We start from the raw sequence: 13,064 nt of genomic DNA, 5'->3' as shown, positions 1-13,064 counted from the left end.
CGCAGACTTGCCGCTGAAGTTCCGCGCCAAAGTGCTTGAGGAAGCGCGACCGGTATGAGCGAGAACCAACTTCCTGACTACCTTGATCATATAAAACAAGCGGCGACTGATGCTTGTAGCTTTGGAAGGGCTGGGTAAAATCGATTTCATAAATGACAAGCGCACTCAGCAAGCCGTTATTATGAATCTCATCATCATCGGTGAGGCCGCAACTAAAGTGATGGACATATATACCCAGAGTTTGCGGAAGACCACTCAGAAATACCTTGGCGAAGCATGCGCGGAATGCGCAACCGCATCGCCCATGTTACTTCGACATCAATCTCGACGTGGTTTGGGATACAGAGAGTCTGGGGCGTGATAACGTCTTGCGGTTGCACCTGGTTCTTGCCGATGTGCGAACGCCCGATCCTTCTTGTTAACGGACAAAAGCCCCCTCACTCCACCGTTACGCTCTTCGCGAGATTACGCGGTCGATCTACATCAGTCCCCTTCACCAGCGCCGCGTGATAGGCGAGCAACTGCACCGGGATGGCATGGACGATGGGGGAGAGCTGGCCCGCGTGACGCGGCAAGCGCATCACATGCACGCTTTCACTGGCGTTAAAGTGACTGTCTGAATCAGCAAAAACATAGAGTTCACCGCCACGGGCGTGGACTTCTTGCATATTGGCGGCCAGTTTTTCGAGGAGGCGATCATTGGGTGCGATCACCACCACCGGCATCTCACGATCTACCAGGGCCAGGGGGCCATGCTTCAATTCGCCCGCCGGATAAGCCTCGGCGTGGATATAGGAAATTTCCTTAAGCTTGAGCGCGCCCTCCAGCGCGATGGGGTAGTGTAGGCCGCGCCCCAGAAAAAGCGCATGATCCTTGCTGGCAAAACGTGCCGCCCAACCCTGAATCTGCGGCTCCAGATTCAGGGCATGCTGGACACTGCCCGGCAATTGCCGCAAGGCGTCCAGATGATCGGCCTGCTGCACATCGTTCAGACGCCCCTGCACCTTGGCCAGGGACAGGGCCAGCAGATAGAGTGCCGCCAACTGGGTGGTGAACGCCTTGGTCGAAGCCACGCCGATCTCGGGGCCGGCCCGGGTCAGGAAGCGCAGCGCCGACGCCCGCGGAATGGCGCTCTCCGCGACATTGCAGATGGCCAGCGTGCGGGTATGGCCGAGTTCCTTGGCACGGCGCAAGGCCTCGAAGGTATCCAGCGTTTCACCAGACTGCGAGAGGGTCACCACCAACTGGCGAGGGTTCGGAATGGAATCCCGGTAGCGATATTCGTGCCCCAGCTCGGCCTGCGCCGGCATCCCGGCAATGCTTTCCAGCCATTGGCGTCCCACCAGTGTCGCGTAGTGACTGGTTCCGGAGGCCAGGAACAGCACACTATCCACACCCCGGAAAATGTCCGCGGCGTCTGCACCCCAGAGATCCGCCAGATCGAGCTGGCTGTTCAGCGCGCCCTCCAGCGTATCGGCCAGAGCGCGGGGTTGCTCGTGGATTTCTTTCTGCATAAAATGGCGGTAGGGACCTAGATCAGCAGCCGCCGCACTGAGCTGGCTCCAATGTTCTTCACGCTGCTGCGGCACTCCGGCCTGATCCGTAATCTGCAAAGCCCGGCGCTGCAACAAGGCCACATCACCATCTTCCAGATAAAGTACACGCCGGGTCACCGGTAGCAACGCTGCCACGTCCGAGGCGAAGTAATGTCCGTCATCGGCAATACCCAGCAGCAGCGGGCAGCCCATCCGCGCCACACACACCCTCTCCGGGTCGCGGGTCGAAATTACCGCGATGGCATAAGCGCCGCGCAGATCACCCACCGCCAGACGGGTTGCGGCAAATAAATCCGGCGCAGTCTGCCGGTAATGGTGTACCAGATGCGCAATGACCTCCGTATCGGTCTCGGAGGTGAAGGTGTATCCCGCTGCTTCCAGACGGGCGCGCAAGGCATGAAAGTTCTCGATGATGCCGTTATGGACCACAGCGATCTGTTCTTGGGAGATCATGGGATGGGCATTGCATTCGGCGACGCCGCCATGGGTGGCCCAGCGCGTGTGTCCAATGCCCACCCCGCCCTGCAGGCCACGCTCGGCAACAGCGGCAGTCAGCTCGGCGACCCGCCCCACGCTGCGTACCCGCAGCAAATCTGTGCCTTGCGGCCCCTCCTGCAGGATCGCCAGGCCGGCCGAATCATAGCCGCGATACTCCAAACGGCGCAGGCCCTCCAGAATCATGGGAACCAAATCTGTTTGGCTCACTCCACCGACAATCCCGCACATAATCCTGCTCTCCTGTAATCGAAGATAATGCCGGCGCTATCTGGCGCTATTTTTTCTCACGCCGTGGCCGCTGCCAATGTGGAATAGTACGCTGCGGACTGCGACTCAGCGTCAAACCACCTGCGGGAACCTCTCTGGTGATGGTACTGCCCGCACCGATGGTCGCCCCATCCCCAATAGTCACCGGCGCCACCAACTGACTGTCCGAGCCGATGAACACATCATTGCCGACAATGGTGCGGTGCTTGTTGACGCCATCGTAATTGCAGGTAATCGTCCCCGCGCCCACGTTCACCCCAGTACCAATCTCCGCATCGCCGATATAGGTCAGGTGATTGGCTTTGCTGCCGGCGCCAATTTTTGAGGCCTTTACTTCGACATAGTTACCGATATGCGCGGCTTCGCCGATCTCCGTTCCTGGGCGAATCCGCGCAAAAGGCCCAATCCGTGCCCCTGCGGCAATTCGCGCACCTTCGATGAGGCTGTAGGGCAAAATTTCCACATCATCACCAATCTGTACGTCCTGCAAAATCGCACCGGCACCCACGCGTACGCGATCGCCCAAATGCACCGCACCAACAAACAACACATTGGGATCCACCCAGCAGTCCTGGCCGCAGGTAACCTCACCACGGATATCTATCCGTGCCGGGTCTGCCACCCGTAATCCCCGCATCTGCAGAGCACGCAATTGCTGCCGCTGAAACACGCGCTCCAGATCCGTCAACTGCATGGGGTCATTCACCCCCAAGGCCTCAGTCGCATCCGCCAGCGTAAAGGGCCAGACGGCATAGTTATCCACCCGCGCTGCCAACACCACGTCCGTCAGATAAATTTCACTCTGCGCATTCTGGGCCGATAGTCCTTGCAACCAGCCCTGCAAAGGTGCCACCGGCAATACCATCATCCCGAGATTTACTTCGCGGATGACGCTTTCGTCCGGCTGACAGTCCTTGTGCTCACGAATACCCTGCACCTGACCGTCCGTATCGCGGAGAATCCGCCCGTATCCGTAGGGTTCACTGAGCGATGCAGTCGTCAGGCCTAGTGCTGATACTGGGGTTTGTCGGAGAAATTCGCGCAGTGTCGCAGCCGTTAAGAGTGGCACATCGCCGTACAACACCAATACCCGTTCCGCTCCCGTAAGGCCGGGTAATGCGGATTTCAACGCATCACCGGTACCGAGCTGCTGTGCCTGCACCCACCAGCTTACCTGCGCGTCAGGGAAGGCAGCCTGCACGGCATCGCCGCCGAAACCGACCACCACATGGATACGCCGTGGCGACAACTCCGCCGCTATGGCCAGCACGTGGGCAAGCATTGGTTTGCCCCCGAGCGCTTGCAGCACCTTCGGCAAAGCAGAGCGCATGCGCGTGCCCTGCCCGGCAGCGAGTATTACGATGTCCGTTAACATGAAATGTCCCCATGCCCCACATTGTTTGCCAGCATAAACGCTAGACCATAAAATACCCAGACCCCAGAGACTGTTTAGCCGCTGGGGTCTGTATGATGTAGCTCAACAAGTATGCAAACACTTCGAGACGTCAGCGCAGCAATCCCTGATCCCGCAAACGGCGCACCGTCTTCAGACGCGCGATCTGCTCCAGCAATTCGGCCTGAGCCGCAGCATACTCCATCTGATCCGTCTGCCCGGCCATCCGCGCTTCGGCAGCCTGCTTGGCAGCCATGGCTTTGGCTTCGTCGATATCCGTCGCCCGCTCCGCCGAGTCGGCCAGCACCGTCACCAGATGGGGCTGAATTTCCAGTACGCCGCCGTTGACGAAGAGATATTCCGTCGCCGCGCCATGAATGATCCGCAACTCACCAGGACGCAGCCCGGTCAGCAGCGGGGCGTGGCGCGGCAGGATACCGAGCTCACCCATCTCGCCAGGGGCCACCACCATATCGGCGACCCCCGCGTAAATGCTGCCCTCGGCGCTCACTACCTGCACATCTATGGTCATAGCCATGAATTAGCCCTGCTGCAGTTTCTGGGCCTTGGCAAGCACTTCGTCGATGGTACCCACCATGTAGAAGGCCTGTTCGGGCAGATGATCATACTCACCGGCCACGATCGCCTTGAACGCACGAATCGTTTCCTTCAGAGAGACATAGGTACCTGGGCTGCCGGTGAACACTTCAGCGACAAAGAAAGGTTGTGACAGGTAGCGCTGAATTTTGCGGGCCCGCGACACTAACAGCTTGTCGTCCTCGGACAGTTCATCCATGCCGAGAATCGCGATGATGTCCTGCAACTCCTTGTAGCGCTGCAGCGTCTTCTGACAGGAACGCGCCACATCATAGTGCTCCTGGCCGACAATCTGCGGATCGAGCTGACGGCTGAAGGAGTCCAGCGGATCAAGGGCGGGGTAGATACCCAGTTCCGCGATCTGCCGCGACAGCACCACCGTGGCGTCCAGGTGGGCAAAGGTCGTCGCCGGAGACGGATCGGTGAGATCGTCCGCGGGCACATAGACCGCCTGCACCGAGGTGATGGAACCCACCTTGGTGGAGGTAATCCGTTCCTGCAACTGGCCCATTTCTTCGGCCAACGTCGGCTGATAACCCACCGCCGACGGCATACGCCCGAGCAGCGCCGAAACTTCGGTACCGGCCAGGGTATAGCGGAAAATGTTATCAATGAACATCAGAATATCGCGGCCTTCATCCCGGAAATGCTCCGCCATGGTCAGACCGGTCAGGCCGGCGCGCAGACGGTTGCCGGGCGGCTCATTCATCTGGCCGTAGACCAGGGCGACCTTGTCCAACACGCCGGAATCGGTCATTTCGTGGTAGAAGTCATTGCCTTCACGGGTGCGCTCACCGACGCCGGCGAACACCGAGTAACCGGTGTGCTCGATAGCGATGTTGCGGATCAGCTCCATCATGAGCACCGTCTTGCCCACACCGGCGCCACCGAAGAGGCCGACCTTGCCGCCCTTGGCGAAAGGACAGACCAGATCGATGACCTTGATCCCGGTTTCCAGCACCTCCGTGCTCGCCGCCAGCTCGTCAAATGCCGGTGCCGCACGATGAATGGCTTTGCGCTCTTCAGCCTGTACGGGACCCTTGCCATCTACCGGGTCACCTAACACGTTCATGATCCGGCCCAGAGTACCATGACCCACAGGTACACTGATGGGCGCACCGGTACGGGTGACGGCCAGCCCGCGCTTGAGGCCTTCGCTGGGACCCATGGCAATACCACGCGCCACGCCGTCACCCAATTGCGCCTGCACTTCGATGGTCAGGTTGTTATCGCTGACCACAATAGCTTCCATAATCTCCGGGACCTGCCCGCGAGGAAAGACTACGTCGATCACTGGCCCGATCACCTGGACGATATGGCCGACGGCGTTTTCTTTAGCAACCGCTTCGCTCATGATTTAACCCTCAAAATTCCAAAAATGCTGTGCATAATCGTCAGACCGCCGCGGCACCGGCGCTGATTTCTGCGATTTCCTGAGTAATGGCGGCCTGTCGCGCCTTGTTGTAGGCCAACTGCAGATCTCCGACCATGCGCTTCGCGTTATCCGAGGCATTTTTCATGGCGACCATCCGGGCACTCTGTTCACAAGCCAGATGCTCGATGACCGCCTGATATACCACTGATTCCACATAACGCTGCAACAAACGATCCAATACCGGACGCGCCTCAGGCTCGTAGATATAATCCCAGCGCTCCCCACGCGGTTCTGCGGGAACTTCCGGCTTCTCCACCGGCAGTAATTGCTCGAGCGTCGCCCGCTGTAACATCGTATTCACGAAGCGGGAGGAGACCAGGTACACCACGTCGACCTCACCCTTGGCATAAGCATCCGCCATGGCCCGAATCGGTCCGATCATATCAGTCAGACGGGGCTTATCGCCCAATCCGTTGAGTTCTGCCACCAGATGCGCATTGTGACGCCGTAAAAAGCCCAGTCCCTTGTTGCCTATGACCGCGAGATCAGCATTGATGCCCTGCTCGTGGAGATCGTGCATCTTATGGACGACGTTGCGCAGCACGTTGACGTTGAGCGCGCCACAGAGGCCACGGTCCGTGGTCACGACGATAAAGCCCGCCTTTTTGATGGGCCGTACCTGCATCAACGGATGTTCGTACTCGGGATGCGCCTGCGCCAGATGTCCCAACACCTCACGAATCTTCTCCGCATAGGGACGGGCGGCACGCATCCGCTCCTGGGCGCGCCGCATCTTGCTCGCAGCCACCATCTCCATGGCCCGGGTGATCTTGCGCGTATTTTTAACGCTCTTGATTTGCCCGCGGATTTCCTTGGCATTGGCCATACTGCTCTCCTAGTACGTTGAACTGGACTTGAACTGCTTGACCGCCGCGTCGAGCTGCTTCTTGAAGTCGTCCGTCAACTCTTTCTTTTCTTCGAGTCCGGCCATCAAGTCCTTGTTATTGCTGCTCAGGTAAGCGAGCAGCGCCCTCTCGAAAGGCCGCACCTTGACCACTTCGACGTCATCCAACGCACCACTGCTGGCCGCGAAAAGCGCCGCCGCCTGTTCTGCCACCGACATCGGCGAGAACTGGTCCTGCTTGAGCAGCTCGGTAACCCGCTTGCCGCGTTCAATCTGCTTGCGGGTAATCTCGTCCAGATCCGAAGCGAACTGGGCGAAAGCCGCCAGTTCACGATATTGCGCCAAGTCAAGACGAATACCACCACCCAGCTTCTTGATGATCTTGGTCTGCGCCGCACCACCTACCCGCGATACCGACAAACCCGCATTGATGGCCGGACGGATACCGGAGTTAAAAAGGTCGGTTTCCAGATAAATCTGGCCATCGGTGATGGAGATCACGTTGGTCGGCACGAAAGCCGAGACGTCGCCCGCCTGCGTTTCAATGATAGGCAGGGCGGTCAAAGAACCGGTTTTGCCCTTCACTGCACCGTTGGTGAACTTCTCGACGAAATCGGCGTTGACGCGCGCCGCACGCTCCAGCAAACGGGAGTGCAGGTAGAACACATCACCCGGATAGGCTTCACGACCCGGCGGACGGCGCAGCAACAGGGAGATCTGGCGATAGGCCCAAGCCTGCTTGGTGAGATCGTCATAGACGATCAGGGCATTCATACCACGGTCGCGGAAATATTCCCCCATGGTACAGCCGGCGTACGGCGCCAGGTACTGCATGGCAGCGGACTCGGAGGCATTAGCAGCGATCACCGTGGTGTACTCCATCGCGCCATATTCTTCGAGCTTGCGTACCACGCCAGCGACGGTGGAAGCCTTCTGACCGATAGCGACGTAGATACACTGCACATCTTTGCCCTTCTGATTGATGATGGCGTCGATGGCAACAGCGGTCTTGCCGGTCTGACGATCACCGATAATCAACTCGCGCTGACCACGGCCAATCGGAACCATGGCATCAATGGACTTGATACCGGTTTGCATGGGTTCGTCCACACTCTGACGTTCGACCACACCGGGGGCAATTTTTTCGAGGACGTCGAATTCTTGCGTATCTATAGGCCCTTTGCCATCAATCGGTTGACCGAGCGCATTAACGACACGACCGAGAAGTGCCTTGCCAACGGGTACCTGCATGACCTTGCCGGTACATTTGACGACGTCGCCTTCTTCCAGACCGGAGAACTCGCCGAGCACGACTGCGCCGACATTATCCTGTTCCAGATTCATGGCCAGCGCGAAGCGGCCGCTGGCGAGCTCCAGCATCTCGCCGTACATCACGTCTTCCAGACCATGAATACGGAGAATCCCGTCACTCAAACTGATGATAGTGCCCTGCGAGCGCGTTTCGACGCGGCCTTCAAAGCCGGCGATCCGGGCGCGGATCAGTTCACTGATTTCCGATGGATTCAGTTGTTGCATACCATTTCCTCAAGACTTAGCTGCGAAGGGTTCGGGCAAGCTGCTGCACTTGTCCACGCACGGAAGCATCTATGGTGAGATCACCCGTATGAATAACTAGGCCACCGATCAGAGCCGCATCCACCGACTCGCGGAACACCACTTTGCGGCCGGTGAAACGACGATCGAGAGCGGATTGCACGGCCGTCTTCTGATCGGCGTCCAAGGCGATGGCACTGGTGACCAGAACATCGACGATACCTTCGGCGTGACGCAGGGCTTCGTCGAAAAGCGAGCCGATTTCTGCGGCGGCCGCCCAGCGATCATTACTGATCAGCAGCGCTAAAAACGACTCCCATGCCTTAACATCCATGGTTACCGGAGTGGCACACAGCAAAGCCACTTTCTCGGCTTCAGGACGCTCGGGGTCGTTGAGAAAAGCGCGCGCCTGAGCATCGGCGACCATGGCGGCGAGAACCCGCAGGGCATCTGCCCAAGCCTGTTCCTGGCCGCCCTCCTTTGCCACACTATACAGCGCCTCGGCGTAGGGGCGCGCCACCGTAATCAGATCGGCCATGGGAGTCTCCTCACAATTGGCCGACCATACGGTCGATGATGTCGCGATGGGTCTTATCGTCGATTTCCCGATGCAAAATGCGCTGGGTGCCATCGACCACGAGCCCGACCACCTGACCACGCAGCACTTCACGCGCCCGGTTGGTCTCGACATCAATTTCAGCGCGCGCCCCGGCAATAATCCGGTCGGCTTCCTCACGCGCCTTACCTTGGGCCTCTTCACGCAGCTCCACACCACGACGTTCAGCATTGGCGATAATTTCTGCCGCCTTTTCTTTGGCTTCATGGAGCAGTTCCGTCGCACGCTTCTGCGCCAGGACCATTTCTTCCTTACCACGTTCCGCTGCTGCCAGGCCATCGGCGATTTTCGCGCGACGGTCATCCATGACCTTGCGCAAAGGACCATACATATACTTGTACAACAACGCCACCAGGATGGCGAAGGTGATCAACTGAATGATCAGTGTTCCATTGATACCTACTGGATTCATGACTACCTCACTTGCAAGTGGGCCGACTCAGCCGGCCCAGCATCAGCCCAGGAACGGGTTGGCGAAGAGGAACCAGAAACCGAAGGCCAGAATAATGAAAGGGAAAGACTCCATCAAACCGGCAAAGATGAAGGTATTCACCAGCAACTGCGGGCGCATTTCCGGCTGACGGGTGATGCCTTCAATGGTCTTGGAGGTGATCAGACCCCAACCAATGGCGGAACCCAGACCAGCGGCGCCAAAAATGATACCCACGGCAATGGCAGTAGCAGCAACAATGATGGTATGTGCGTCCATGATAACTCCTTACAAGTGTCGCAAAGTGGAATAATAAACTTTTTAATGATCCTGCATGTTCGCCATGCCGAGGTAAACCACGGTCAGCACGGTAAAAATAAACGCCTGCAGGATGATGATTAAACTTTCGAACAAGGACCAGACCTCGCCCATAACCAGCTCGCCCCACCAGGGCAGCATGGCCAGCAGCAGGAAGACCAGTTCACCGGCGAACATATTGCCGAAAAGTCGCAAACCAAGGCTCAGGGGCTTGGTGATTTCTTCAATCAGCGACATGATGATATTCATCGGCGCCAGCCAAATGCCGAAAGGATGGGTCAGATAGGTCTTGAAGTAGGAGAATCCTTTCACCCGCAGGTTAGTTGCTACCATCAACAGGAAGATCGCGATGGCTACACCCAACGTCGTATTCAAATTGACGGTCGGGGTGATGCGGAATTCCGTGATCCCAAACCAGTGCGCAACCGTGCCAGGCAGGTAGGCGGGGATAACGTCCAGGCTGTTCATCAGCAAAATCCACAGAAAGACGGTCATGGCGACGGGGGCAATCAAAGGATCTTTGACCGGGAAGCTGCCTTGCACCAGATCATCAATGAAATCAACAACACCTTCCAGCCAGTTCTGCATGCCGCTGGGGGCGCTGGTCTGTAAACGTGCGCCCACCACCATGGCGGTAATGACCAGAATAGCAGCCACGACCCAACCCATGATGATGGTGTCGAGATTGAAGGTCCAGAAGCCTTCGCCGATGGACCAGTTTACGAGGTGATGGGCGATATCGCCTGATGCCACGCTTAACTCCTTTGCCTGGTCCGTTCACGGACCAGAAATGCCATAAATATGAAATGCGTCAGCAAAAACCCGGCGACCAGCCCGATAACCGGCAGGTGCAACCAGAAGATTGCAAAAATGAGTCCGAGGATGGTAATAATCCAGCGCTGCAACACCGCGCCACCCAGGCGCTGTGCAGCGCGATGCGTGGAGACGGGGAGCGCGATCAGGCGGCCACCCAAAATGAGCATGTTGATGACGCTCAAAAATGCAGCAAACAGCACCGCGTAGGCTGCTTCCCGCCCCCAGCGCCAAACCACCAAGGCAGCCAGGAACAGGGCCAGCGTCAGCACTGTCGCAGTTACCCGCCCAACATAGGACGAGAAATTTACCATGCCCGTTTGTTTTTCTTGCTCTTTCAACGGGCAGGTCCAGAATACGGGCAGAGTCTAAACAGGCTGATGCAACCCGTCAAGAGCCGAAACTCAGCTTTCGTCATCATCCAACGACACGCCCAGACGCCGGAAAAGCATCATTTCCTGTTCGGGATCATCCCAGCGAATCCGCAATTCGCCGCCCCGCCCCTGAGCACGCAAAACAACAGGCAGCCCCAGACGCGCCGCAATACGGGCTGAAAGCGCGGCCACATTGGGATCCTGGTCGGCTTTGGACGGCCTGACCCGGCCTTCGGCCTGCACCAAGCGTTCGGTGGCCCGCACACTCAAGGCCTCACGCACGACTCTATCCGCGAGCCGCACCTGACGATCGTCTGGCAACGTGAGCAGGGCGCGGGCGTGCCCCGCGCTGAGGGCGCCATTTTCGACATGGGGATGGAGGTCTGGACAGAGGCGCAGCAGGCGCAACTGATTGCTGATGGCGGCCCGGGAACGACCCAGAGATTCCGCCAGCGCTTCGTGACTGAGGCCAAACTCGTCGAGCAGGCGTTGCAGGGCCTGGGCTTCTTCCAGAGGATTAAGAGCCTGGCGCTGGATATTTTCGATAATGCCGATGGCGAGGGCTTGTTCGTCACTGCACTCCCGGACCACGGCGGGGATATGGCTGAGACTGGCCAACTGCGCGGCACGCCAGCGGCGCTCACCGGCGATGATTTCGTAGCGACCGCCGCCGATGGCGCGAATGACAATGGGCTGCACCACCCCCTGACTGCGGATGGAGGCGGCCAGCTCTTCCAGAGACTCCTCGCTGATCAAACCGCGTGGCTGATAACGGCCACGTTGCAGCAAATCAACGGGAACCTCGCGCATAGCGCCGCCCGCGCTCCCTTCACTGGCGAAGAGGGCGTCCAGCCCGCGCCCGAGACCGACCCGCTTCACTCCGCCCACTCGCGACGTAAAAACTCAGCGGCGACCCCCTGATAGGCCCGCGACCCGGCACAGGCCGGATCATATTCCAATGCAGCGCGGCCAAAACTGGGGGCTTCGGCCAGGCGGATATTGCGGGGTACCACCGTACAATAGAGTTTATCCGGGAAATGGCGCTCCAGCTCCAGCCCCACTTCGGAGGAGAGGCGGTTGCGATTGTCGAACATGGTTCGCAGCAGGCCATGCACTTCGAGGCGTGGGTTGAGTTGCGCACGCACCCGGCGCACGGTGCCGAGCAACTGGGTCAGGCCTTCGAGGGCATAATATTCGCACTGCATGGGGATCAGCACGCTATCCGCGGCGACCAGTGCGTTAATGGTCAGCATATTGAGCGCGGGCGGGCAGTCGATCAGCACGTATTCGAAGTTACTCACTGGGGCCAACGCATTTTTAAGATGCCGCTCACGGTCGGGGCGGCCATAAAGCTCAACCTCCGCCCCGGCAAGATCGGGGCTGGAGGGTGCGAGAGAGAGACCCGCCGGAGAGGCGTTCAGCAGCACCGCGCTCAGCGGCAATTCGCCGAGGAGGACGTGGTAAATGGTCGACGTCGCGCTGCTGCCGAGACCAAGGCCGGTAGTGGCGTTGGCCTGGGGATCGAGATCAATCAGGAGGACGCGTTTGCCCACCTGGGCCAGTCCGGCGGCCAGATTGACGGCGGTGGTAGTCTTACCCACCCCTCCCTTTTGATTGGCAATAGCGACCGTGCGCATGATGACTGGATAGACTTCCATCTTCGACAATGATTTCCCTTAGAGTACCCCGTAGCGGCGCAGGGGGCTAGGGCATGATTACGGGTACACACCAGGAAAGCAGCAGACGGGGCGGCAGGTCGGGGACAGCGAGTTCCTGACGAGCGATGTGGAGGATTGCGGCACGGGGCCAGTCGGCCAACTCCGCCTCGACACCCGGACCTTTCTGAGCGAGCACCCGCGTGTGCGGACCCTGCAAGTGCCGGGTCATGGCGTCGAGACGGGCGAGGGGCGCGGTGGCGCGGCTGATAATGACTTGCGGGAGGGGATCGGGGTGGTAATCTTCGCTGCCCTGTGGGGCAACTTGCACGTTGGTCAACCCAAGATCTGCGATGGCATGGCGGAGGAAGGCTACCCGCTTCGCCGCCGGTTCAACCAAGGTAAACGGTTGCGCCGGGCGGCAAATGGCCAGCGGGATACCGGGCAATCCGGCGCCGCTGCCGATATCCGCCACCGCGCCCTCCGGCAGGTAGGGTAGCACCGCCAGGCTGTCCAGCAGATGGCGGGGCACCATCTCCAGGGGATCGCGCACCGCCGTCAGGTTGTGGGTGGCATTCCAGCGCTGCAGGAGGGCGAGGTAGCGGATCAGCAGATTACGCTGCTCCGCATCAACTCGGTCGAGGCCGAGGGCCACCAGTCCGGCATCCAGACGGGCGCGCAGTACCTGCGGAGATATCTCCGGCTTGGCCATCG

Annotated in this window: 15 protein-coding genes; 1 reads left to right on the top strand and 14 read right to left on the bottom strand. The window is 59.1% G+C overall.

Annotated features, from left to right (window positions below; genetic code table 11):
- Positions 1-109 precede the first annotated feature (109 nt).
- The gene (locus tag M7F93_RS01840) at positions 110-361 is read left to right on the top strand and encodes a HepT-like ribonuclease domain-containing protein (protein ID WP_366144655.1); all 252 of its coding nucleotides are present in this window, start codon (positions 110-112) and stop codon (positions 359-361) included.
- Positions 362-437: 76 nt separating this feature from the next.
- On the opposite strand, the gene glmS is transcribed toward M7F93_RS01840, so the two are convergent.
- From glmS to rsmG, 14 genes are all read right to left on the bottom strand, one after another.
- Positions 438-2,282, bottom strand: a complete 1,845-nt coding sequence (glmS, locus tag M7F93_RS01835) for a glutamine--fructose-6-phosphate transaminase (isomerizing) (protein WP_298168152.1) — start codon at positions 2,280-2,282, stop codon at positions 438-440.
- A 46-nt stretch (positions 2,283-2,328) separates the two neighbouring features.
- A complete protein-coding gene (gene glmU, locus M7F93_RS01830; RefSeq protein WP_298168149.1) occupies positions 2,329-3,696 on the bottom strand; it encodes a bifunctional UDP-N-acetylglucosamine diphosphorylase/glucosamine-1-phosphate N-acetyltransferase GlmU in 1,368 nt (455 codons plus the stop codon).
- A 130-nt stretch (positions 3,697-3,826) separates the two neighbouring features.
- Complete coding sequence (locus tag M7F93_RS01825) at positions 3,827-4,252, bottom strand: F0F1 ATP synthase subunit epsilon (RefSeq protein ID WP_298168147.1); 426 nt, start codon at positions 4,250-4,252, stop codon at positions 3,827-3,829.
- Positions 4,253-4,255: 3 nt separating this feature from the next.
- Complete coding sequence (gene atpD / locus M7F93_RS01820; protein WP_298168144.1) at positions 4,256-5,665, bottom strand: F0F1 ATP synthase subunit beta; 1,410 nt, start codon at positions 5,663-5,665, stop codon at positions 4,256-4,258.
- 40 nt (positions 5,666-5,705) lie between these two features.
- A complete protein-coding gene (atpG, locus tag M7F93_RS01815; RefSeq protein WP_298168141.1) occupies positions 5,706-6,572 on the bottom strand; it encodes a F0F1 ATP synthase subunit gamma in 867 nt (288 codons plus the stop codon).
- Positions 6,573-6,581: 9 nt separating this feature from the next.
- Entirely contained in the window at positions 6,582-8,126 is a 1,545-nt protein-coding gene (gene atpA, locus M7F93_RS01810) for a F0F1 ATP synthase subunit alpha (RefSeq protein WP_298168138.1), read from the bottom strand.
- Positions 8,127-8,142: 16 nt separating this feature from the next.
- The gene (locus M7F93_RS01805; RefSeq protein ID WP_298168135.1) at positions 8,143-8,682 is read right to left on the bottom strand and encodes a F0F1 ATP synthase subunit delta; all 540 of its coding nucleotides are present in this window, start codon (positions 8,680-8,682) and stop codon (positions 8,143-8,145) included.
- 10 nt (positions 8,683-8,692) lie between these two features.
- Complete coding sequence (gene atpF, locus M7F93_RS01800) at positions 8,693-9,172, bottom strand: F0F1 ATP synthase subunit B (protein ID WP_298168133.1); 480 nt, start codon at positions 9,170-9,172, stop codon at positions 8,693-8,695.
- Between the two features lie 42 nt (positions 9,173-9,214).
- Positions 9,215-9,469 carry a F0F1 ATP synthase subunit C gene (gene atpE, locus M7F93_RS01795; RefSeq protein WP_009561114.1) on the bottom strand — a complete coding sequence of 85 codons (255 nt, stop codon included), beginning with the start codon at positions 9,467-9,469 and terminating at the stop codon, positions 9,215-9,217.
- Positions 9,470-9,511: 42 nt separating this feature from the next.
- Complete coding sequence (atpB, locus tag M7F93_RS01790; protein ID WP_298168130.1) at positions 9,512-10,261, bottom strand: F0F1 ATP synthase subunit A; 750 nt, start codon at positions 10,259-10,261, stop codon at positions 9,512-9,514.
- Between the two features lie 2 nt (positions 10,262-10,263).
- On the bottom strand, positions 10,264-10,662 hold the full coding sequence (locus M7F93_RS01785; protein ID WP_298168127.1) for a hypothetical protein: 399 nt from the start codon (positions 10,660-10,662) through the stop codon (positions 10,264-10,266).
- A 63-nt stretch (positions 10,663-10,725) separates the two neighbouring features.
- Complete coding sequence (locus tag M7F93_RS01780; RefSeq protein ID WP_298168124.1) at positions 10,726-11,574, bottom strand: ParB/RepB/Spo0J family partition protein; 849 nt, start codon at positions 11,572-11,574, stop codon at positions 10,726-10,728.
- On the bottom strand, positions 11,571-12,353 hold the full coding sequence (locus M7F93_RS01775) for a ParA family protein (protein ID WP_298168121.1): 783 nt from the start codon (positions 12,351-12,353) through the stop codon (positions 11,571-11,573). The genes M7F93_RS01780 and M7F93_RS01775 overlap by 4 nt, the downstream gene beginning before the upstream one ends.
- Positions 12,354-12,399: 46 nt before the next feature.
- Positions 12,400-13,062, bottom strand: a complete 663-nt coding sequence (gene rsmG, locus M7F93_RS01770; RefSeq protein ID WP_298168118.1) for a 16S rRNA (guanine(527)-N(7))-methyltransferase RsmG — start codon at positions 13,060-13,062, stop codon at positions 12,400-12,402.
- Positions 13,063-13,064: the final 2 nt, after the last annotated feature.

This window comes from Acidithiobacillus sp. (genome assembly GCF_027322205.1).
GTDB lineage: Bacteria > Pseudomonadota > Gammaproteobacteria > Acidithiobacillales > Acidithiobacillaceae > Acidithiobacillus.
Note: the sequence above shows the minus strand (reverse complement) of the source record. Positions and strands in the feature narration are given on the sequence as shown.